Origin of the sequence: Streptomyces sp. NBC_01304, assembly GCF_035975855.1 — a bacterium.
In the GTDB taxonomy this organism is placed as follows: domain Bacteria; phylum Actinomycetota; class Actinomycetes; order Streptomycetales; family Streptomycetaceae; genus Streptomyces.
The window spans coordinates 1570470-1591387 of the sequence record NZ_CP109055.1 but is presented as its reverse complement, the minus strand read 5'-3'; the positions used below and the strand labels follow the sequence as shown (position 1 = coordinate 1591387).

Here is a 20918-nt window from a genome sequence, read left to right as displayed (position 1 = left end):
CTTGTGCCGTCTCAGCACCGCCCGGGATCGTCGAGCAGCGCGGACAGCAGACCGCCGAGCGCACTGCGTTGTCCGGCGGTCAATGGAGCCAGGATGTCCTCTGCGGCGGCCCGGCGCGCGCTGCGCAGCGAACCGAGCACCTTGCGGCCCTCATCGGTGAGCTCGATCCGGATCACCCGGCGGTTGGCCGGGTCGGGTGCGCGACGCACGCAGTCGGCGCCCTCCAGGCCGTCCACCAGCGTCGTCACCGCGCGCGGCACCACCTCCAGGCGCTGCGCCAGATCGGCCATGCGCGGCGGTGCGTCGAAGTGGGCGAGGGTGCGAAGCAGCCGGGACTGGGCGGGCGTGATGCCGACCGGTTCGAGGTGTCGCTTCTGGATGCGATGCAGCCTGCGGGTGAGCCTGAGCAGCTGCTCGGCCAGCAGGCCGTCCGCGTCACCCGCGTCGGAGGCGCGGGCTCGGGTGTGGCCGCCCGTGTCCTGAGCAGGGGCGTGGCCGTCCGCAGCAACGGTGCGGGCGTCGGGCGAGGTCATGGCTCCGAGACTAGCAGGACTACGCTCATTGTGAATATAGGTAACAATGAGCTATGCTCCTCAGGTCATAGAGTTCTCACACCCAGGCCCGGCGCTTCGGCCCGGCCGTCCAGGAGGCCCATTGCATCCCCGAGAACCCGGGTGGACCCCACCCGCCAAGAATCCGGCCGATCCCGAGCCGCCCCGCGAGGTGCGCCGGATCCTGCGTCTCTTCCGCCCCTACCGCGCCCGTCTGACCGTTGTCGGTCTGCTCGTCGCGGCCTCGTCGCTCGTCGGTGTCGCCACCCCGTTCCTGCTCAAGGAGACGCTGGACACCGCGATCCCCGAGGGCCGCACCGGACTGCTCACCCTGCTCGCCCTCGGCATGATCGCCAGCGCGGTCCTGACCAGCGTCTTCGGCGTCCTGCAGACCCTGATCTCGACGACCGTCGGCCAGCGCGTCATGCACGACCTGCGCACCGCCGTGTACGACCGGCTGCAGCGCATGTCGCTCGCCTTCTTCACCCGGACCCGCACCGGCGAGGTCCAGTCCCGCATCGCCAACGACATCGGCGGCATGCAGGCGACCGTGACCTCCACCGCGACCTCGCTGGTCTCGAACCTCACCAGCGTCGTGGCGACCGTCGTCGCCATGCTCGCCCTGGACTGGCGCCTGACCGTCGTGTCGCTGCTGCTGCTCCCCGTCTTCGTGTGGATCAGCCGCAAGGTCGGCCGCGAGCGCAAGAAGATCGCCACGCAGCGCCAGAAGCAGATGGCCACGATGGCCGCCACGGTCACCGAGTCGCTGTCGGTGAGCGGCATCCTGCTCGGCCGCACCATGGGCCGCTCCGACTCCCTGACCAAGTCCTTCTCGGACGAGTCCGAGCGCCTCATCGACCTCGAAGTCCGCTCCAACATGGCAGGGCGCTGGCGGATGTCGGTCATCGGCATCGTCATGGCCGCCATGCCGGCCTTCATCTACTGGACCGCGGGCATGGCCCTCCACGTGGGCGGCCCCGCCATCTCGCTCGGCACCCTGGTCGCCTTCGTCTCGCTGCAGCAGGGCCTGTTCCGGCCGACGGTCAGCCTGCTCTCCACCGGCGTACAGATCCAGACCTCGCTCGCGTTGTTCCAGCGCATCTTCGAGTACCTCGACCTGCCGATCGACATCACCGAACCGGACGAGCCGGTCCGTCTCGACAAGGTCAAGGGTGAAGTCCGCCTGGAGAAGGTCGAGTTCCACTACGACACCGAGGGCGCCCCGATCCTGCACGCCATCGACGTGGACGTCCCCGCGGGCAACAGCCTCGCCGTCGTCGGCCCCACCGGCTCAGGCAAGTCGACCCTCAGCTATCTGGTGCCCCGGCTGTACGACGTCACCGGCGGCCGCGTCACGATCGACGGCGTCGACGTACGCGACCTCGACTTCGACACCTTGGCCCGTGCGGTCGGCGTCGTCTCCCAGGAGACGTACCTCTTCCACGCCTCGGTCGCCGACAACCTGCGCTTCGCCAAGCCGGACGCCTCCGACGAGGAGCTCCACGAGGCGGCCCGCGCGGCCCAGATCCACGACCACATCGCGGGCCTGCCCGACGGGTACGACACCGTCGTCGGCGAGCGCGGACACCGCTTCTCCGGCGGTGAGAAGCAGCGCCTGGCGATCGCCCGCACCATCCTGCGCGACCCGCCCGTCCTCATCCTCGACGAGGCGACCAGCGCCCTGGACAACCAGACGGAACAGGCCGTGCAGCAGGCCATCGACGCGCTGTCCGCCAACCGCACCACGATCACCATCGCGCACCGCCTCTCCACGGTCCGCGGCGCCGACCAGATCGTCGTCCTCGACACCGGCCGGATCACCGAACGCGGCACGCACGAGGCGCTGATGGACGCCGACGGCCGGTACGCGGCGCTCGTCCGCCGGGACGCCCAACTCGCGCCGGCGGGATGACAATATTCAAGACATTCCGGATGTACCGGAATTAACGGGCGGTGCGGGTTACCGTGCCCGCATGCTGAACAAGTCACCGCGCCGGGGCAAGATCCGGCTGACCCGCCGCGGCAAGGCGGCGCTCCTCCTGACCGGGGCCGTCGCGGCCGGCGCCGCGGTGGCGGTGCCCCTGCTGCAAAGCGGGTCCGACGCCGACAAGCAGTCCGAGTCCCTGCTGATTCCCGAGGGCTGGCGCGCCGGGCAGGTGTACGCGGCCATCGAGAAGGCCCTCGGGGCGCCACCCGGGACCGCCAAGAAGGCCGCCGTCGGCCTGAAGCTCCCGGGCGAGGCGTCCGGCAACCCGGAGGGCTACCTCTTCCCGGCGACGTATCCGATCGGCAAGCAGTCGACGCCCGCCTCCGTGCTCTCGTACATGGTGAACACCGCCAACCAGAAGTTCGGCACCGGCCAGGTGGCCGCGGGCGCGGGCCGCAACGCGGTGTCGGTGTACCAGACGGTGACCATCGCGAGCATCGTGCAGGCCGAGGCGGAGAACGAGAAGGACATGGGCAAGGTGGCCAGGGTCGTCTACAACCGCCTGGACCGCGGCATGCCGCTGCAGATGGACTCGACCATCAACTACGCCCTGAACCGCTCCACCTTGGACACGACGGCCGCCGACACCAAGCTCAAGAGCCCCTACAACACGTACGAGCGCATGGGCCTGCCGCCCACGCCCATCGCCAACCCCGGCGAGGCCGCCGTCAAGGCGGCGATCAGTCCGCCGGCGGGGGACTGGCTGTACTTCGTGACGGTCAAGCCGGGCGACACCCGCTTCACGGCCGACTACGCGGAACAGCAGCGCAACGTCGCCGAGTTCAACCAGATCCGCGCACAGGCCCGCAAGGGCGAGCAGGCGAACGCGGCTCGCTGAACTGGATCGGCCCATTCGTGCCGACCGGGCTCAGCCCACCAACTCACGCTTCCCGGCGAGGAGTCGGCGGATCTCGCTCACCGCGGCCCGCCCCGCCCGGTTCGCGCCGATGGTCGACGCCGAAGGCCCGTACCCGACCAGGTGGATCCGTGGATCGAGCGCGACGCGGGTGCCTTCCAGGCGGATGCCCCCGCCGGGCTCGCGCAGCCCGAGCGGCGCCAGATGCCCGGTCACCGGCCGGAATCCGGTCGCCCAGAGGATGACGTCCGCCGCGACCCGGCGGCCGTCGTCCCACTCCACTCCGTCCGGGGTGATGCGGTCGAACATCGGCAGCCGGTCCAGGACGCCGTTCGCGCGGGCCTCGCGGATCGCGTCGTTGACCGGCAGTCCGGTGACCGAGACGACGCTGCGCGGCACCAGTCCCTGACGTACCCGCTCCTCGACCATCGCGACGGCCGAGCGCCCCCAGTTCTCGTCGAAGGGGCCCTCGCGGAAGACGGGCGGGCGCCGGGTGACCCAGGTGGTCGAGGCCGCGTACGGCGCGATCTCCATCAGGTGCTGGGTGCCGGAGGCGCCACCGCCCACGACCACCACGCGCTGCCCGGCGAACTCTTCGGGCCCGGGGTAGTTCGCGGTGTGCAACTGCCGCCCGCGGAAGGTCTCCTGGCCGGGGTAGCGCGGCCAGAACGGCCGGTCCCAGGTGCCGGTCGCGCTGATCAGGGCGCGGGTGGCGTACGTACCTTCCGAGGACTCGACGAGCAGTCGCCCGCCCTCGCCCTCCCGTACCGCCTGTACCGAGACCGGCCGGTGCACGTGCAGGTCGAAGGTCTCCTCGTAGGACGCGAAGTACTCGCCGATCACCTCGGACGAGGGCCGGGTGTCGTCCGCGCCCGTGAGCTCCATGCCGGGTAGCGCGTGCATGCCGTGGACGCGGCCGTACGTCAGTGACGGCCAGCGGAACTGCCAGGCTCCGCCCGGACGCGGCGAGCGGTCCAGGACCACGAAGTCCCGGTCGGGCTCGTAGCCGGTGCGGCGCAGATGGTGGGCGGCGGACAGGCCCGCCTGCCCGGCGCCGATCACCACGACCTCGACTTCGCGTACCGCGTCCCGCACCCCGATGTTGTTCATGCTTCTACCAACTTCATCGGGGTGCGAGATCTTCCCGAAGGCCGCTGGAGGCTCAGCGACCGCCTCCCACCAGCAGCGGAGCCCCGCCCGGAGCCGAGGCGGGCCGCCCGTTCGCGGCCGGAACCCCGGCGAGCGGCGAGGTGAGCGCGTGCGGCAGCAGGCCCCGGGCGGCGAGCTCCGGAGTGACGCCCTCGCCGAACCAGTACGCCTCCTCCAGGTGCGGATAGCCGGAGAGGACGAAGTGCTCCACGCCGAGCGCGTGGTACTCCTCGATCCGGTCGGCCACCTCGCCATGGCTGCCCACCAGGGCGGTCCCCGCCCCGCCGCGCACCAGGCCGACGCCCGCCCACAGGTTGGGCGCGATCTCCAGCTTGTCGCGCGAGCCGCCGTGCAGGGCGAGCATCCGCTGCTGGCCCACCGACTCGCTCTTGCCGAGTGCCTGCTGGGCGGCCGCGATCGTGTCGGGATCGAGGTCGTCCAGGAGCCGGTTCGCGGTCGCCCAGGCCTCGGCCGAGGAGTCCCGCGAGATCGTGTGCAGCCGGATCCCGAAGCGGACCGTGCGGCCCTCGGCCTCGGCGAGACCCCGGATCCAGTCGATCTTCTGTTTGACCTGCTCCGGCGGCTCTCCCCAGGTCAGATAGACGTCGGAGTGCCGGGCCGCGACCGGCCCCGCCGCGGCCGAGGACCCGCCGAAGAAGATCTCCGGCAGCGGGTCCGGCGGCAGCGCGGTCAGGCCGCCCTCGACCTGGTAGTGCTCGCCGTCGAAGTCGTACGGCTTGCCGCGCCACACCCCCCGTACGACCGACAGGAACTCATCCGTGCGGGCATAGCGGCGGTCGTGGTCCAGGTGGTCGCCGAAGCGCCGCTGCTCGGTGGAGTCGCCGCCCGTGACGACGTTCAGGAGCAGCCGGCCGCGGGTGATGCGCTGGTACGTCGCCGCCATCTGCGCGGCGAGTACGGGGGAGATCACGCCGGGCCGGAACGCGACCAGGAACTTGAGGCGCTCGGTGTGCTGGGCGAGGGCGACCGTGGTCAGCCAGGCGTCCTCGCACCAGGTGCCGGTCGGGGTGAGGACCGCCTCGAAGCCCAACTGCTCGGCGGCCTTGGCGATTTGGGCCAGATACTCGATGTCGGGCGCGCGCACCCCGCTGACCGGGGTGATCCGGGAGCGCTTGATGCCGCCGTCGGTGTAGGCGTGCCGGTCGACCAGGGTGCGGCCGTCGCCGCCGGTCGGCAGGAACCAGTGCAGATGAACCGTCATGACGTCCTCACTTCTCCTGGTAGCTGCGGGCCTCGGTGGTGGACGGCGGCAGATCGCCGTTGAAGCGCGGGTCGACGAAGTCGGCGAAGTCCACCTTGCGCGGGATGAGCTTCAGAGCGGTGAAGGTGTCGGCGATCTTCTGCTCGGAGGCGATCGCCGCCTTGTCGACGGCGACGGGAACGCGCGTACCGTTCGAGCGCTTCACCGCGGCGAGCGCCACGTCGTACGGCAGACCGGTCTCCTTCGACCAGACCTTGGCCCAGGCGTCCGGGTGCTTGAAGACCCAGTCCTGCGCGCGGCGCAGGCGGGCCAGGTAGTCCTCGATCGCGGCGGACTTCTCCTTGTCCGCGAGTGCGCTGGGCGCGGCCACCTGGAAGTTGAGGCCGTTGACCAGGCCCTCGCCGCCGATCAGCACGCGGCCCTTCTTCGAGCCGAGCACCTGCGAGGTGTACGGGTCCCAGACCGCCCAGGCGTCCACCTTGCCGCTGTTGAACGCGGCCAGGGCATCGGCCGGCTGCAGATAGCTGACCTTGACGTCCTTGATGGACAGGCCCGCCGACTTGAGGGCCGCGATCAGCTGGTAGTGCGCCGAACTGCCCTGGGCCACGGCCACCGACTTGCCCTTGAGCTGCGCGGGCTTCTTGAGCGAGGAGTCCTCGGGGACGAGGATCGCCTCGCCGTCCGCGTTGCCGTGGCTCGCACTCACCACCGTGATCTTCGACCCGGCGCCCGCCGCGAACACCGGCGGGGTGTTGCCGACCGCGCCGATGTCGACGGCCTTGGCGTTGACCGCCTCCAGGAGCGGCGGCCCGGACGTGAACGTCGACCACTTGATCTTGTAGTCGAGGTCCTTCAGCTCCCCGGCCGCACGCAGCACGGCCTCGGAACCACCCTTCTGGTCCCCGACGTTGAGCGTGAGCGAACCCTTCCCGTCGACGCCGTCACCGGCACCGCCCGCCGAGGTCTGGGCCGACGAGGAGCCGCCGCAGGCCGCGAGCAGCAGGGTCAGCGGGGCGAGCAGGGCGGGGAGCAAACGGTGTGGTCGCATGGTGTGTCCGTATCTGTGGGCAGGTGGTGGCACGTGTGAGTTCGGTGTGCGCGGGGGAGTTCTTCCGGCGGTACGTCTACGTCGCTGAAGTCGCGTACGCCGTACGGGAGTCAGGTCTGTGGTGGGGGAGTCAGGCGGCTCCGGCCGAGGTGTCGACGCCGAGCAGGTCGAGCAGGCGGGCCCGTAGTTGAGCGAAGCGGGGGTCGGAGATGTCGCGGGGGCGGTCCAGGTCGACCGTCACCTCGTGGGCGATGACGCCGTCGTCCATCACCAGGACCCGGTCCGCGAGCAGCACCGCCTCCTCGACGTCGTGCGTGACGAGCAGCACGGCGCAGCCGCGGCGCTGCCACAACTCGCCGACCAGGCGCTGGGCCTTGATCCGGGTGAGTGCGTCGAGCGCGCCGAACGGCTCGTCGAGCAGCAGCAGATCGGGCTCGCGGACCAGGGCGCGGGCCAGTGAGGCCCGCTGGGCCTCACCCCCGGAGAGCGTCTTGGGCCAGGCGTCCGAGCGGTGGTCGAGGCCGACCTCCGCCAACGCACGTTCGGCGAGCGCCCGTTCAGGCCTGCCCGGCAGGCCGAGCAGCACATTGCGCCAGACCTTCTTCCAGGGCATGAGGCGCGGCGCCTGGAACGCGGTCGCCTTGCGGCGCGGCACCAGGACGGTGCCCTCGATGTCGCGGTCGAGACCGGCGAGGATCTTCAGCAGGGTCGACTTGCCGCAGCCGCTGCGGCCGAGCAGGGCCACGAACTCGCCGGGCCGGACGGACAGTTCGAGCCCGTCGACGACGCGCTTGCCGTCGAAGGTGCGGGACAGGCCCGAGACGTGCACCGCCGCCTCGGCGGCCGCCGTCCGGGTCACTGGCCCGTGAATGTCGGTCGCCATTGCAGCAACAGCCTTTCGAGGGTACGGACGACGAGGTCGGCGAGCAGGCCGAGGAAGGCGTACACGATGAGGCAGACGACGATCACGTCGGTCCGCAGGAAGTCCCTGGCCTGCATCATCAGAAACCCGATGCCCGCGTCGGCGTTGACCTGCTCGGCGAAGACCAGCGCCAGCCACGCCACCCCGAGCGAGTAGCGCAGGCCCGTCATCGCGCCGGGCAGCGCCCCCGGCAGCACGACATGGCGGACCAGGCCCCAGCGGGACAGGCCGAGGGACTGCCCGGCCTCGATCAGCTGCGAGTCGACGCCGCGGATACCCGCGTACACATTGAGATACAGCGGGAAGGTCACGCCCATCGTGATGATGGCGATCTTCGGGGTCTCGCCGATGCCGAACCAGATGATGAACAGCGGGATCAGCCCGACGAACGGCACCGTCCGCAGCATCTGCACGCTCGCGTCGACCACGTCCTCGCCGACCCGGAACAGCCCGGAGACCAGCGCGAGCAACGTGCCCACGACCGTGCCGAGCAGCAGCCCGAGCGCGACCCGCTGCACGGACACCCCCATCGCGGAGGTGAGCGACCCGTCGGCGATCAGATCGCGGCCGACCCGGGCGATGGTGCCGGGCGAGGCGAGCGTCTCGGCGGGCAACACCCCGGTGGCGCTGAGGAGTTGCCACAGGGCGAGCAGCAGGAGAGGGCCCGAGGTGCGGCGCAGCCAGCGGGGGACGCGGGTGCGGCGGGTCCGGGAGGAGATGAGGCGTTCGAGAGCGGGGGCGGCGGAGCCGTTGTCGTCCTTTCCGGGCGACTCCTTTTCCAGTGATATTTCGCCGATGTCGGGTGGTGGGGCATGGCTGATGCTCATGGGGCTCCAGGGCAGGAGTGGGCGGGAAGGGCGCACGAAGGCAGCGGTGGAGCGCGACTCAGGGGCCGATCACGCGTGGTGGCGTGCCGGACTCAGGCTGCGGTGGGCAGCGAGTGCGTAAAGAAAGAGGGAGAGAGCTGAGAGGGCGTCAGCAGCCGCGGCGACACGCGGCGGAGGCCACCCGCAGCAGGTCGATGTGACCGCGCGTGGTGAGCATGACTGAACGCAACATGCCGCAGAACGTAGCGAGATCGTCCATCGACGGTCAATCGGCGTCTCGCTCTGCGGACGCTCATATGGACAGCATGTGGACGCCCATGGAGACCGGCGGGCGCCGAGCGGTGCCGGATGGGCCAGGATGGCCGTATGCCCGATGCCTTCACCACGCGTGTGCTGCAGATCACCACCGGCTCCTCGGAACGAGTCGTCGACCTCACCCACGAGTGCGCCGAGTTCCTGCGCGCCGTGGCGGCGGGCCGTGACGGCCTGCTCAACATCTTCGTCCCGCATGCCACCGCCGGCATCGCGGTGCTCGAGACCGGTGCGGGCAGCGACGACGACCTGCTCGCCGCACTGCACACCCTGCTGCCGGCCGACGACCGGTGGCAGCATGCGCACGGCAGCCCGGGCCACGGCCGGGACCACGTCCTGCCCGCACTCGTGCCACCGCATGCGACGCTTCCGGTGGTCAACGGGGGGCTGGAGCTGGGGACTTGGCAGTCGGTGTGTCTGGTGGATACGAACAGGGACAATCCTCATCGCCAGGTCCGGCTGTCGTTCCTTGCGTGACGAGGGGGCCGACTCCAGGTCTGAAGGTCGGCCGTACCAATCGATTCTGGCGCGGACTTCGCAGTTCGCGCGCATTGGCATCGCACCTCGTGGTGAACGATGGAGAGGTGCTGGCAGGCAAGACCTCCCAGCTAATGAGAGATGTCCTTCACCACGCGGGGTGGCCGCGGCCCGGCCTTCGGATGTGAGAGTGGACGTGCACGACGCCGGCGCACACCGTCACGTCGGTGGCGGCGCGCGCTCGCGCAGACGGCATACGTCGGGGTGGAAGATGTCGCGGGTGCCGATGAATACCCGAGACGGGCGCGAGGCGGATCTCCTGCCGCACCCATGGGGGCACGGCTGCCTGTGGGCTCGCCATCACCACGAGCGGGCCGGCCCCTCCTCGATCTCCCGCCAAAGGTGGGGTCTTGCCACCAGGTTGGTCTCGTCCCGGAACAGCTGGAGGCTCCTGGGCCGGTGCCAGGGGCGGTCGAAGCTCTGCAACGCGCTCTGGAAGGCCGTCGCGACGTCTTTGTCCCAGACGTGGCTGTACGAGATGAACGCGTCGTAGTCGCCTGCCTCACCCACGTGGGCGACTTCCCTGCTGGGCTTGCCGCTCACCGTCCCACGCCCGTCGCCGTCACCGGGCGAGTCACCGCGCGGCGGGACCGTTGCCGGCGTCGGGCATAGTGCTCTCCTCGGGACTGCCGTCGGAGGCCCGGGGGGCGGGGACGTATCGCAGGAGGGGCTCTGGTTCACGGACCCCGGCGAGACGGGCGAAGCCGATCGCGTAGTCGTGGATGGCGTGCTGCACTCGCTGGAGTTCGGCCCGGCAGGCGGCGTTGTCCGGCCAGTCGGATTCCGGGCTGTCGGGGTTCGTCCGTTCGAACTCCCTCAGCCGTGGGTGCCATTGGGACAGGAACGGCCTCAACTCCCGGTTCAGCATGGTGATCGCGAAGTACTCGACCGTCTGACCGCCCGGCACCGGGGCGGAGGGCCGGGCGACCTTCAGTGTCTCTCGCGCTGTGGCGAACAGCCCGTACATCGACGTGAGCGCCTCGCGGAGAACGCCCTCATCACTGGCGAGTGGCTGCGTCGAGACTCGGGTCGCGGTCTCGACGAACATGCGCCAGGCGACCTGGCGGGAGTCGTTGTTGACTGCGAAGGTGACCTCGCTCAGTTGTGGGATCGCGACCTTCACCTCGGTGACCTGGGCGAGGCGCCGGTACCACTGCACCGCGACGACGGTCACAGCGCCTACTGCGCCACCCGCGATCACGAACAGGATGCGGCTGGTCACCTGTGTGAGGCTGAAGACTCCCAGCCCCGCGAGCGAGCCGACGACCGTTGCTGCGGCCAGCCGGGCGGTCAGGATGCCGTTGCTCCGCCAACGACGTACCTGTCCAGCACCGGGACGGCCTAGCTGTCCACTCATCCGCCCGTTCGCCCCCATTGTTCGCACGCGTCACGTGTACAGGTGAAAAGAAAATAGCGTCACGGCGGCGAAGAGAGTAGTTGGCCCCGACACTCGAACAATCTTTGATCATCTGGACGCAGAGCGCCAGAGCGGAGTCGCGCCGAGCCGGACCAACAGGCATGTTAAGTAAGGAAGTTGGTGTGGTGCGCCGGGAACGGCTTGAGTGCAGGGAAGGGAGACGGGGGACGCCATGAGTGATGCCGTAGATGAGGCTGAGGTGCGAGCCGCGGCGTCGGACAGCGTGAAACAGCGCGATGCCTTCATCTCGTACAGCCAGAGCAAGAACAGGCCGCTTGCGAAACAGCTCCAGCGAGGCCTGGAGCGGCTGGCCGTCTCGCGCTTCCGGCCCATGCGGATGAGCGTGTTCCGCGACGTCACCGGCCTGTCCGCAAACCACGACCTGTGGAAGTCGATCCAGCGCGAACTGGCACGCTCCCGCCATCTCATCCTGCTCGCCTCCCCAGAGGCCGCTGCTTCGCCGTGGGTGGCCAGGGAAGTCGACTACTGGCTGCGCGAGCGTGACGCCGAGCACCTGCTCATCGCCGTGGCGAGTGGTGAGATCGCATGGGACGACAGGGCCGGCGACTTCGACTGGCAGAAGACCACATGTCTGCCACGGAACCTGGCGGGCCACTTCACGTCCATGCCGCTCTGGGTGGACCTCCGCGAGATCGAGGAACGAGGCCACCACTCGCTGCGGTACCCACCGTTCCGCGCCGCGGTTGCCACCCTCGCCGCGCCGTTGCACGGCCGTCCCAAGGAAGAGCTGGAGCACGACGACTTCAGGCAACTCCGGTTGGTCAAACGGCTCAGCTGGTCGGGCGTCGCCCTGCTCATGGCGCTGCTCGTCCTCGCGGTATACGGCTTCTTCGACGCGGGCAGGCAGCGTGACGAGGCCGTGGCACAGGCTCGCATCTCCGCGTCACAGGCACTGGCCGCCCGCTCCGGACAACTGCTCGCGACCAGTCCCAACCAGGCTGCGCAGTACGCCCTCTACGCCGAGGAGACCCGGTCCACGCCCGAGTCCCGGCGTGCCCTGGCCCAAGCCGTGGCCGCCGCGCCGTACGCCAAGCGGCGCCTGCGCGCGGATGCCGATTCGGTGACGGGATACGAAGGCGCGGGCAGGCCAGCCGCCACGGACGTCGTCCTCAGCGCGGACGGTTCGACCGCCGCCTACCTCTCCGACTTCGATCAGACCCGACGCGTACGCCTCTACGACGTGCGATCTGCCCGGCAGTCGCGCGTACTGCGCGCCGATGGCAAACCCAGAGCGCTGAGCCGGGACGGCCGCGTCCTGGCCACGGAGGTCTACCTCAACCGGGTCCAGCTGTGGGACACCCGGACTGGCAAGCTCCTGCGCACGATGGCTGCGGGGCACACGGAGGACCTGCCCAATGCCGCGCACGGGCTCTCGAGCCTTGCTCTCTCGCCCGACGGACGGTGGGTCGCGGCCTCGCATGTCACCCCCGAGCTCAAGGCATTCGTAGTCGTGTGGCGTGCGTCCGACGGCCGCGAGGTCACCCGGCTTCGGGTGAGCAGGGCCCGGCTCGGGCTCGGGTTTTCCCGGGACGGCTCCCGTATGACCCTGGTCGACAGCGGGCGTCAGCAGGTCCGGGAGTTCCGGACGGAATCGGCGAGTTGGGCGGCCGCCAGGTCCCTGCCCGGAATGACCGGCGACACCTCGGACCCCTGGAAGTACAGCGAGGTCCTGCTTTTCGACGGGGCGGGCAAGGCCCTGGCCAGGACCGAGGAGCGCGCCGAGGTGTGGGACCTGGAACGCCGCCGCCGCATCGCCGCACGGTCCTTGGGTGTGCACCAGGACATGGCGGTCGCCGACGGCGAGGGGAACTTCGTGGTGGGCGGGCAGCACGGTGAGGTCCGGCTCTACGACGCCACGCTGCGGCCCGGAACGACACTGGGCCGGCTGGCACGGACGGCCAACACCCTTGCCATGTCGGCCGACGGCGCCCAGGTGGCCGTCGCCTCGTATGGCGGCGAGTTCAATCTCTTCACCACAGGAGTCCGGCGGGGGCAGCAAATCCCCCTTGGCGTCGGAGAGTTCACCTACGGGGAACTGACCCCCGACGGACGAATGGCAGTGCGCCGGACCGAGGGGCACACCGAGTTCCGGGATCCGCGCACCGGCCGCCGGCTCGGCGAGATTCCGTACGCCAACCTGTCCGTGAACCTGGAGGACACTGCTTACGCACTCAGCGGAGACAAGCGGTATGTCGGCATGCAGAGTGTGCGGCGCGGTGCTGAGGACAAGGGGCGCTTCGACATCTGGGATCTGCGAACCGGGAAACGGACGGGCTGCGGCGTGGCCATCAATAGTGCCTACGGGGATCGGGTTCGCCCCGCGGTCTACTTCCTCCCGGGCGACCGGTACGTGGTCGGCTTCTGGAACGGCGCCGTGGAAGTGCTCGACACGAGGGCCTGCACCCGCAGCACGGTGATGCCGGAGCCGAAGTACGGCTCCCTCGCCATCGCCCTGAGCGGCGACCGTAAGTCCCTGGTTGTTCTCGACCAGACCAGCAACGACGTCGACATCTGGCGCTGGGACGGCGACCACGCCTTCGAGCGCGCCGTCCACACCACCCTGCCGGGTGAGGCCCAGCCCGTTGGCATCGGAGTCGACCACGAGGGGAACCAGGCGGCCTTCGCTGACGAGGAGAGTCACGTGTACGTCGTACGCCTCGACTCCGGACAGCGTGTGCGTGCCACTGGGCACCTACCGCGCGATACCCATGACGTGGCATTCAGCAGGGACGGCAGTCTGCTGTTGCAGGGCTTCAGCACTAAGACCGACCAGGGTGTGCGCATCCTGGACGCGGCCACAGGCGACCAGCTCGACGTCTGGCGCACGGATCCACCGGTCGGCTCCACGAAGCCCGACGCCGGCGTGCAGGTGGTTCCCGGCCCCGCCGACGACATCCTCACCCTCGGCCCGGACCGCAAGGTCGTCCGCCGCACGGTCGGCGTGGAGGCGTGGCGGGACCTGCTGTGCGGTCTGGTCGGCCAGCCTCTACCCAGCCGGGAACGGGACCGTTACCTGGAGGGCCTGGATGTGGAGGCGCCCTGCCGCTGAGCGCGATGCGGATGGCCCCGAGCCCTAGGGTGGCGGATGAGCCTCCTGTGGCTGGATTTGATGGAAGCCCTCCCTTACGTCACATCCACCTGGGTAGAATCCCGCGTTGCTGTCCACTGGATCGGACTCGTTTGGCGCAGGGGGAATTCCATGCCTGTCAGTACTTCCGGGGCGTTACGTCGGCAGCTTTCAGAGTGCATATGCGGGTCGCTCAAGGCCCGCATGGCGGTGCTGGCCTCGGCTCTCCTTTTGGTATTGGCCAGCGGGTGTACAGAAGGTGCGAGCAGGTTGCCCGATTCGTCAACGGAAACTCCGTCACCCGCTTCGTTTCCATCCAGTCCACCAGATTCCGCGAAGTGCCCAGGTGAAGTGCTCGATCATCGGGACATCAAGCACCCAAACCTCGGAGCGGTCCGCGTATTCCTGATCCGGCGGACCGATTCAAGCACTCCCAACGGGTGCATCGCAGCCGTCACGGGCAGCGGTCGCGCGCTGGAAGCCATCGGCGTGGACATTGACGTGAACATCGGCGAAAACGCACTGCGTTTCGCGGATCCTGCATCCGACACCACCAAAAACACCTTCGTGATCTACAACCCGGGCCGCTATGACGGGGTGCTGGTTCTCGTGCCTGAAAAAGGCGGGTTCGAGGACATTGCCTGGGAAAGTCCGGACGATCACTATCGTGGCGGGAGGCTAGCCTATTATGATGCGCGACTCGTCGGTCCCGGCGGAGACGGTCGGTACGCGATAGTCAAGTCCAACAACAACTGCGACCCCAGCTGCGCCGAGGGCGCCACTTCGAACGTCACGCTGCACTGGAACGGTCACGAATACCTGCCGACGGCATGACGCGGAGTCGGTTTCCCTCGTGGCTTCGGAGACTCGGCCTGACGTTCAACCGGTTGCGGACACGCATAGCCCCCGGTAGGCGGATAAGAGCCGAACTCGGGTACGGCGCCTTTCTCTCCTACAGTGGGGATCGCGACCGACAATGGCTGCCGCACCTGCAGCGGGCCATCGAAAAGCAGTCCCGTCCCTGGTACAAGCCGCCTCGCATCAGAGTATTCCTCGATGGCAGTGGTATATCGATCGGTCCGCAGCTCTGGGGAAAGATCGAGGCTGGCCTTGCGCGCTCCGAATGGCTCGTCGTCATGGCGTCGCCGGAGTCGAAAGAATCGGAATGGGTCGACCGGGAAATCGAATGGTGGCTGAAACACAGGTCGGTCGACAATATCCTGCTCGTTGTGTCCGCCGGACGGTTGGTGTGGGACGAGCAGCAGTGCGACTGGAATTCGGAGCTCTCGACAGCGCTCCCTACTCGCTTGTTCGGACGTTTCGAGCAGCAACCGGTCTGGAAATCCGTCGACCTGCGCCGCCCCGACAACGGCACGGATCTGCTGCCGGATGTCGACAGCGTTGCGGTTGGCATCGCGTCCGTTCTACGCGGCCTTCCCGAGGATGACCTGAAGTCGGAGGGTGTGCGCGACACGAGGCGCAACCTGCGAACCGCCAGGATCATCGCGGCCATATTGGGTTTGCTCCTCCTGATCACCAGTACGGTGTCAGTAATCGCGCTGGTCCAACGCGCTGAGGCCACCCGCCAGCGTGACCATGCCGTCGCACAGCAGTTGATCAGTCAGAGTTCCTTCCTCGCTACCCGTGACCCCTTCGGCGCCCGATTGAAAGCGTTGGCGGCATGGCGGATCGATCCAACTCCGGAATCCCGCCTCGCAGTTCTCAACGCAGCCGTCAACCCGGAGACCGGGTTGCTCGCGCATTCCTGGCCCATGAGATCGGTGGCCTTCAGCCCGGACGGCAAGACAATTGCCTCCGGCAGCGACGACGGCATCGTGCGCCTCTGGGATGCGGCTAAGCAGCAGAAGATCGGTGACTCGTTCATCGGGCACAACCGAGGCGTCACATCAGTGGCCTTCGGACCAGACGGCAAGACCTTGGCCAGCTCAAGTTTCGACGGAACTGTCCGGCTCTGGGACATCGCCGAGCGCACACAGATCGGTGACGCGTTCCGCCCCCGGTCCGGGATGCTCTATTCGGTCGCCTTCAGCCCTGATGGCAGGATTCTCGCCGCCGGTGGCGAGAGCGACTCCGGGGCGGCCGTACGGATGTGGGACGTGGCGACACATCGCCAGATCGGCAAGCCGCTCGGAGGGCGTATCACCGCTGTCTACGCAGTGGCCTTCAGCCCCGACGGCAAGGCCTTGGCCGCCGGAGGCACAGACGGCCTACGGCTCTGGGACGTCAACTCCCATGTACCGCTTGGCAAGGCACTGGGGACACCGAACGACAGCGTCTCATCGGTCTCCTTCAACAGAGACGGCACGACCATCGCCTCCGCCCATGCCGACGGCAGCGTCCGTATCTGGGACGCCTCCACTGGAAGGCCGGTCGGGAAGCCGTTCAACTCCTACGCCGGGCCGGTCGACTCGGTGGAATTCAGCCCCGATGGCGCGATGTTCGCCGCCTCCCACGAGGACGGCAGCGTGCACCTCTGGCACGTCTCTCGGCACAGCCGGATGGGACCGCCCTTCACCGGTCATACGAGTACGGTCCGGTCTGTGGCTTTCAGCCCGGACGGATCGACCCTGGCAAGTGCGAGTGAGGACACCACAGTTCGGTTGTGGGATGTCCGCGCACAACGGCAGATCGGACCATCGATCAATACCGGGAGCAGCGGTTCGACGGCGCTCAGTCCAAATGGCCGAACCTTGGCTGCAACCGACTCCGACACCGGCGTGCGCTTCTGGGACGTTGCCGCACGGCGCGAGATCGGTGCTCCGCTGGAGCACAGTGTGCTGGACTTGAGCCCCGCGATCTCCTTCAGCCCCGACAGCACTGTGCTTGCCACCGACTCGGGCGAGACAAGACCCCGTGTGAAACTCTGGGACGTCAGAACGCGCCGTCAGATCGGCAAGTCCATGCCCGGCCACACCGGCGACATATTCGCCTTGGATTTCAGCCCCGATGGCAAGACTCTCATCAGTTCCGGCGAGGACTCCCTGCGTATGTGGAATCCGGCAACACAGCGTCAGATAGGCACGCCAATCCATGCCGAGGGATGGAACCTCGAGTTCAGCCCTGACAGCCGCACCTTCGCCACCAGCACCGCGGACAACACAGTGGTGCTCTGGGACACCGCCACACGTCACCGTATCGGCGAGACTCGCCCCAGCCACACCGCGCAGATCAGCGATATCGCCTTCAGTCCGGACGGCACGGTCTTCGCCACCGCGAGCCGCGACAACACCGTTCGGCTCTGGAGCGTGGCCACGCGTAAACAGATCGGGGAATCACTGACGGGCCATCGCAGCGGTGTGTACTCCGTAACGTTCAGCCCCAATGGGAAAACGCTGGGCACCGGCAGTATGGATGGGACGGTCAGGCTCTGGGACGTCGCTTCCCGGCGGCAGATCGGCGTGCCGCTCGAAGGGCACGGCGCCGGCGTCACCGGTGTGGCCTTCGGCCTTGACGGCAAGAGGATTATCAGCTGGAGCGGCGACAGTACGGTGCGGCTATGGGATGTCAACGCGACGGTGGATCCGGTGCACTCGCTGTGCGTGTGGGCAAGCGGTGCATTCACCGCCGACCGGTGGCGCGCTTATGTACCTGCCGGCCCCGCTTACCGGAAGCTGTGCCTGAAGGCCGGACCAAAGTAACCGGGTGGACGGGACGTTGCGCAACGGCCCGACTCGGGTGGATACGAACATGGACAATCCGGACCGTCAGCTAAGCCTGTCGTCCCTCGGCTGAACCGTGCCCGTCAGTGCCCGTGAGGCACATGTGTTCGCTTAACCTGGAGCTGTGTCAGGTGGCCCTTACCTGGGTCGTACCTGCGGGAACTAGGATGCGTCCGTGATCTGCGTCGGGCTCGGGAACCGGCGCCGTCCCCGCACTCGTGCAGGGACGAAACGGGCTGAAGCGGATGCAGGTGAGAGATGGAGACCAGGTCCGTGCTCGTCGCGCGCCCGCGACGAGGGCCGGGTCGGCGGTCGGCCGGTCACGACGGAGGTCCGGCGCCGAGGGTGAGGCGTCGTGGATAAGGTCGCGCTCACCGCTGCGGGTCTCTACGTCATCGTCCTGCTGCGCGCCGGCGGGACATTCGCCGTGGGGTGGCTGGCCGGCACCGGCGCCCGGCGCGGCAGGTTCGCCGAGCGGATCTCCTCGGCCAAGTTCGTGCGTGCAGAACGCGCGATTCAGCGGTGGGGAGCGCCCGTGGTGGCCGTGTCCTTCCTGACCGTCGGGTTCCAGACCGTCGCGAATTTCCTCGCCGGAAGCATGCGCATGCCGCTCTCCCGCTACCTCCCGGCACTCTTCGTGGGGGGAGCGTGCTGGGCGCTGATCTACGCGACCGTCGGGATCGGCGTGCTGGAAGTCCTGTCGCGGCTGTTCGCCGAGCATGCCGTGCTCGGTGTGACCGGGGTCTCGGTCCTCCTCGCGGTGTGCGGCGTACTGGTGTACCGGCGCAGGAAGGCTGCGACTTCCGGCTGAGGGCGGGCGGGGTGCCGGCCAGGTCGGCCATGACGCACCCGCGCCCCGGTCCCGTACGGTGCGGGCGGCCGGGGCGCAGGCGGGTCCGGTCGGTTCACCGGTTCACCGGTGTGCCGGGTCAGGTCAGTTCAGCGGTGCGCTGATCGTTCCGTTGAACTGGATGCGCGGCCAGCCGCGCGCCGCTGCGAGCTCGTTGAGCGCGTTCGCGACCTCCAGGGCCGTGATGTTGTTGGCGGCCGGGGCCTGCTCGACGCGGATGCTGAACTTCACTTCCATGTACGCGTCGATGTCGCCGATGCTTGTCGATCCGTTGAACTCGGCCCCGGGTCCCCATTCGACGGGTTCCTGGGCGGCGCCTGCTGCTTGGGCCGTGGCCGCATCCGGCGCGGCGGCCTCCTTCTCGGTCGCCGTCGCGGAACCGGCGCCGGTCAGAACGGCGCCCGCTGCCGCAGTGCCCGAGTAACCCAGCAGGGTCCGCCTCGAGACGTTCTTCATGTTCCCCTCCAGATCGTGCGAAGCCTCCCCCTGGAGGCCGATGTTGATCGTATGGAGCGAAGGTGAAGGATGTGGCGGAACGTGAAGATCCCCGAGATGACCCCGGCGGGAGGCCTCCTCGGCGGCCCAACTGTCAGTGCCATGCCCTACGTTCGAACCCCATGGACGCGTATCTCGCGGGCAAGGACGCCCCGGTGGGCACCCCCGCCCATGCCCTGTACATATGGATCGAGTCGCTGCACCAGCGGATGGACCTGCTCCTCGCCCAGTTCACCGCAGACGGCTGGGACCACGACTACTCGATCGGCTCCCTGAGGCTCTTGGAGGAGGATCTGGCGACCCTCTACGGGACCGATGACGGTCAGGACTCGACCGCCCTGTACATGGAAGCCCTGGCGGGATATCTGGGTGAAGTGCTGCTCGCGGAAGGGGGCGGGCGCTGGGTGTGGGACGAGAGTGCGGGATCCGTGGGTCTGCCCGCCGTCGAGCCCGATCCGGAGCTCGGCCTCGAGACCGTCGTGCCGATTCTGCTGGTGGGGCAGGCCGTCTACGAGAAGACGCAGAACGTCTTCGCCACGGTCGCCCTGCGTCTGCGCCGGGCGGTCGTCCGGCACAAGGCGGCGCACCCCGGGTGGAGGCCCGAGCGGGTGCGCACACCATGGGTGCGCTTCGGTGAGTTGGACGAGGTCGGCGCGTTGTGGAAGTACTGGCCGAACGAACGCTTCCACGACTACCTGACCTGGTGGGCCGACGGGGCGGGCGGCGGCCGGGAGCGCTGGGACTTCGGGCCCGCGTCGCTCGACGCCCTGGAGGCTCTGCTGCGCGAGCGCCTGGGGACGGTCGAGCAGTACGACAAGGTCGCGGGCGAACCCTTCTGGGTCCAGGCGGCCTGGTACGCCGCCGAGTACGTGGTCCGCAGGAAGGACGCCGCCTGGCAGTTCCGCAAGTCCAACCCCGAGGCCCCGCCCGGGACTTGGTACGCGGCGGACTCGTACTGGACCGACACCGTCTTCGTCGACCAGCGGATGCGGTACGGCGGCCATGCCGAGCATCCCACGCAGATGCTGCGCGCCGTGCTCGAAGGCGAGACCCTGCGCGCGGTCGTGGACCGCTTCCCGGACCCGGCGCCCGCGGTCGTGCCCGACGGGGCCACCGATGAACCCTGGCCCAGGGCCTTGTGGCCGCTCGTCGCCCCGGAGCATCTGCCGGCGCCCCTGACCGACGAGGAGCGGGAGCAACTGGCCGAGGAGCACCGGGAATTGGCGGCAGACCCGGACCTCAAGGACCCCGACTGGCACGACAACCCGCGCCTGACCGCCTGGCTGGACGCACGCCGCGCGTCCTTCGCCGACTGGGTCGGGCAGGCCGGCGGGTCCACCGCCGACTGGGACTTCTCACCCGCGAGCCTGGACCGCCTGCAGGCCGTGGTGCGGGAGAAGTTCGCCACGTACGAGGAGATGAAGGCCACGCCGGAGGATCCGTTCCTGCTCGGCGCGTCCTGGTACTTCGGGGAGGTGCAGGTCGTCCACTGCGGCGCCCGCTGGACATTCGCCCCCGATCCCGAACCCGACTCTTTCTACGGTGCGCCGACGGTCGTCGAGCCGGACCTGGAGGAGGACGAACTCGACGATGACGACGAAGACTTCGACCCCGACGACCCCGACGACCCGGACGCGATGTCCGGCCATGCCTGCGCCCCGGCGGACCACCTGTGCGGGCTCGTCCTCCGTGACGACCCGGAGGAGCGCCTTGTCGACTGGCTGAAGGGGTATCGCCGCAGTCCGGTCGACGACAGCGGGCGGTGAGCGGAAGGGCGGCCCGCCGGAGTCCCGGACTCGGCGCCCCGGTTCGGGCATCGCGGTGGCGGGTCGGTGCGCACGTCGGCCACGACGCCGCGGAAAGTGCGGGAGTCGACGGCGCACGGGCGGGCCCCGGTCGACGGTCGACGACGATCAGTCTTGGCAATGCCCAGCACCGGCCACGGGCCCTTTGGCTACAGTCTTCCGAGGGTAACTG

General features: G+C 68.9%; 18 protein-coding genes. 8 read left to right on the top strand and 10 right to left on the bottom strand.

Translation table 11 applies throughout. The annotated features are described in order from the left end of the window. Positions 1–11 precede the first annotated feature (11 nt). Positions 12–533, bottom strand: coding sequence for a MarR family winged helix-turn-helix transcriptional regulator (locus OG430_RS07030; RefSeq protein WP_327351549.1), 522 nt, complete (start codon positions 531–533; stop codon positions 12–14). A 121-nt stretch (positions 534–654) separates the two neighbouring features. On the opposite strand from OG430_RS07030, the gene OG430_RS07025 reads away from it, so the two are divergent. Both OG430_RS07025 and mltG read left to right on the top strand, forming a co-directional pair. Further along, the gene (locus tag OG430_RS07025; RefSeq protein WP_327351548.1) at positions 655–2463 is read left to right on the top strand and encodes an ABC transporter ATP-binding protein; all 1809 of its coding nucleotides are present in this window, start codon (positions 655–657) and stop codon (positions 2461–2463) included. A gap of 61 nt (positions 2464–2524) precedes the next feature. Further along, entirely contained in the window at positions 2525–3376 is an 852-nt protein-coding gene (mltG, locus tag OG430_RS07020) for an endolytic transglycosylase MltG (RefSeq protein WP_327351547.1), read from the top strand. A gap of 30 nt (positions 3377–3406) precedes the next feature. On the opposite strand, the gene OG430_RS07015 is transcribed toward mltG, so the two are convergent. From OG430_RS07015 to OG430_RS49430, 6 genes are all read right to left on the bottom strand, one after another. Continuing rightward, positions 3407–4504: an NAD(P)-binding domain-containing protein gene (locus tag OG430_RS07015; RefSeq protein WP_327351546.1), complete on the bottom strand. Its 1098-nt coding sequence runs from the start codon at positions 4502–4504 to the stop codon at positions 3407–3409. A 52-nt stretch (positions 4505–4556) separates the two neighbouring features. Beyond that, positions 4557–5765: an LLM class flavin-dependent oxidoreductase gene (locus tag OG430_RS07010; RefSeq protein ID WP_327351545.1), complete on the bottom strand. Its 1209-nt coding sequence runs from the start codon at positions 5763–5765 to the stop codon at positions 4557–4559. A gap of 7 nt (positions 5766–5772) precedes the next feature. Beyond that, complete coding sequence (locus OG430_RS07005; protein WP_327351544.1) at positions 5773–6813, bottom strand: ABC transporter substrate-binding protein; 1041 nt, start codon at positions 6811–6813, stop codon at positions 5773–5775. A 130-nt stretch (positions 6814–6943) separates the two neighbouring features. Then, on the bottom strand, positions 6944–7696 hold the full coding sequence (locus OG430_RS07000; protein WP_327351543.1) for an ABC transporter ATP-binding protein: 753 nt from the start codon (positions 7694–7696) through the stop codon (positions 6944–6946). Next, the gene (locus OG430_RS06995; RefSeq protein WP_327351542.1) at positions 7669–8562 is read right to left on the bottom strand and encodes an ABC transporter permease; all 894 of its coding nucleotides are present in this window, start codon (positions 8560–8562) and stop codon (positions 7669–7671) included. The genes OG430_RS07000 and OG430_RS06995 overlap by 28 nt, the downstream gene beginning before the upstream one ends. 148 nt (positions 8563–8710) lie before the next feature. Then, a complete protein-coding gene (locus OG430_RS49430) occupies positions 8711–8794 on the bottom strand; it encodes a putative leader peptide (RefSeq protein WP_353962413.1) in 84 nt (27 codons plus the stop codon). Between the two features lie 134 nt (positions 8795–8928). Here OG430_RS49430 and OG430_RS06990 point away from each other — a divergent pair, with 134 nt between their 5' ends. Beyond that, entirely contained in the window at positions 8929–9351 is a 423-nt protein-coding gene (locus OG430_RS06990; protein WP_327351541.1) for a YjbQ family protein, read from the top strand. 360 nt (positions 9352–9711) lie between these two features. On the opposite strand, the gene OG430_RS06985 is transcribed toward OG430_RS06990, so the two are convergent. Together OG430_RS06985 and OG430_RS06980 are read right to left on the bottom strand one after the other, a co-directional pair. Next, a complete protein-coding gene (locus OG430_RS06985) occupies positions 9712–9921 on the bottom strand; it encodes a hypothetical protein (protein WP_327351540.1) in 210 nt (69 codons plus the stop codon). A gap of 64 nt (positions 9922–9985) precedes the next feature. Then, the gene (locus OG430_RS06980; protein WP_327351539.1) at positions 9986–10633 is read right to left on the bottom strand and encodes a hypothetical protein; all 648 of its coding nucleotides are present in this window, start codon (positions 10631–10633) and stop codon (positions 9986–9988) included. Positions 10634–11000: 367 nt separating this feature from the next. On the opposite strand from OG430_RS06980, the gene OG430_RS06975 reads away from it, so the two are divergent. From OG430_RS06975 to OG430_RS06960, 4 genes are all read left to right on the top strand, one after another. Beyond that, positions 11001–13898 (top strand): toll/interleukin-1 receptor domain-containing protein, encoded by a 2898-nt coding sequence (locus tag OG430_RS06975; protein WP_327351538.1) that lies wholly within the window; start codon positions 11001–11003, stop codon positions 13896–13898. Between the two features lie 369 nt (positions 13899–14267). Beyond that, positions 14268–14750, top strand: coding sequence for a hypothetical protein (locus OG430_RS06970; RefSeq protein WP_327351537.1), 483 nt, complete (start codon positions 14268–14270; stop codon positions 14748–14750). Positions 14751–14803: 53 nt separating this feature from the next. After that, a complete protein-coding gene (locus tag OG430_RS06965; RefSeq protein ID WP_327351536.1) occupies positions 14804–17575 on the top strand; it encodes a TIR domain-containing protein in 2772 nt (923 codons plus the stop codon). Positions 17576–17951: 376 nt separating this feature from the next. Next, on the top strand, positions 17952–18407 hold the full coding sequence (locus OG430_RS06960; RefSeq protein ID WP_327351535.1) for a DedA family protein: 456 nt from the start codon (positions 17952–17954) through the stop codon (positions 18405–18407). A 123-nt stretch (positions 18408–18530) separates the two neighbouring features. Here OG430_RS06960 and OG430_RS06955 read toward each other — a convergent pair whose 3' ends face one another. Then, on the bottom strand, positions 18531–18902 hold the full coding sequence (locus OG430_RS06955) for a hypothetical protein (RefSeq protein WP_327351534.1): 372 nt from the start codon (positions 18900–18902) through the stop codon (positions 18531–18533). A 161-nt stretch (positions 18903–19063) separates the two neighbouring features. Between OG430_RS06955 and OG430_RS06950 the strand changes: the two genes are divergently transcribed. After that, positions 19064–20707, top strand: a complete 1644-nt coding sequence (locus OG430_RS06950) for a hypothetical protein (RefSeq protein ID WP_327351533.1) — start codon at positions 19064–19066, stop codon at positions 20705–20707. Positions 20708–20918 lie beyond the last annotated feature (211 nt).

Excerpts from the sequence above, each read along its gene's own strand:
- OG430_RS07030 (WP_327351549.1), bottom strand. The coding sequence starts at position 533 with ATGACCTCGCCCGACGCCCGCACCGTTGCTGCGGACGGCCACGCCCCT.
- mltG (WP_327351547.1), top strand. The coding sequence starts at position 2,525 with ATGCTGAACAAGTCACCGCGCCGGGGCAAGATCCGGCTGACCCGCCGC.
- OG430_RS07015 (WP_327351546.1), bottom strand. The coding sequence starts at position 4,504 with ATGAACAACATCGGGGTGCGGGACGCGGTACGCGAAGTCGAGGTCGTG.
- OG430_RS07010 (WP_327351545.1), bottom strand. The coding sequence starts at position 5,765 with ATGACGGTTCATCTGCACTGGTTCCTGCCGACCGGCGGCGACGGCCGC.
- OG430_RS07005 (WP_327351544.1), bottom strand. The coding sequence starts at position 6,813 with ATGCGACCACACCGTTTGCTCCCCGCCCTGCTCGCCCCGCTGACCCTG.
- OG430_RS07000 (WP_327351543.1), bottom strand. The coding sequence starts at position 7,696 with ATGGCGACCGACATTCACGGGCCAGTGACCCGGACGGCGGCCGCCGAG.
- OG430_RS06995 (WP_327351542.1), bottom strand. The coding sequence starts at position 8,562 with ATGAGCATCAGCCATGCCCCACCACCCGACATCGGCGAAATATCACTG.
- OG430_RS49430 (WP_353962413.1), bottom strand. The coding sequence starts at position 8,794 with ATGTTGCGTTCAGTCATGCTCACCACGCGCGGTCACATCGACCTGCTG.
- OG430_RS06990 (WP_327351541.1), top strand. The coding sequence starts at position 8,929 with ATGCCCGATGCCTTCACCACGCGTGTGCTGCAGATCACCACCGGCTCC.
- OG430_RS06975 (WP_327351538.1), top strand. The coding sequence starts at position 11,001 with ATGAGTGATGCCGTAGATGAGGCTGAGGTGCGAGCCGCGGCGTCGGAC.
- OG430_RS06955 (WP_327351534.1), bottom strand. The coding sequence starts at position 18,902 with ATGAAGAACGTCTCGAGGCGGACCCTGCTGGGTTACTCGGGCACTGCG.
- OG430_RS06950 (WP_327351533.1), top strand. The coding sequence starts at position 19,064 with ATGGACGCGTATCTCGCGGGCAAGGACGCCCCGGTGGGCACCCCCGCC.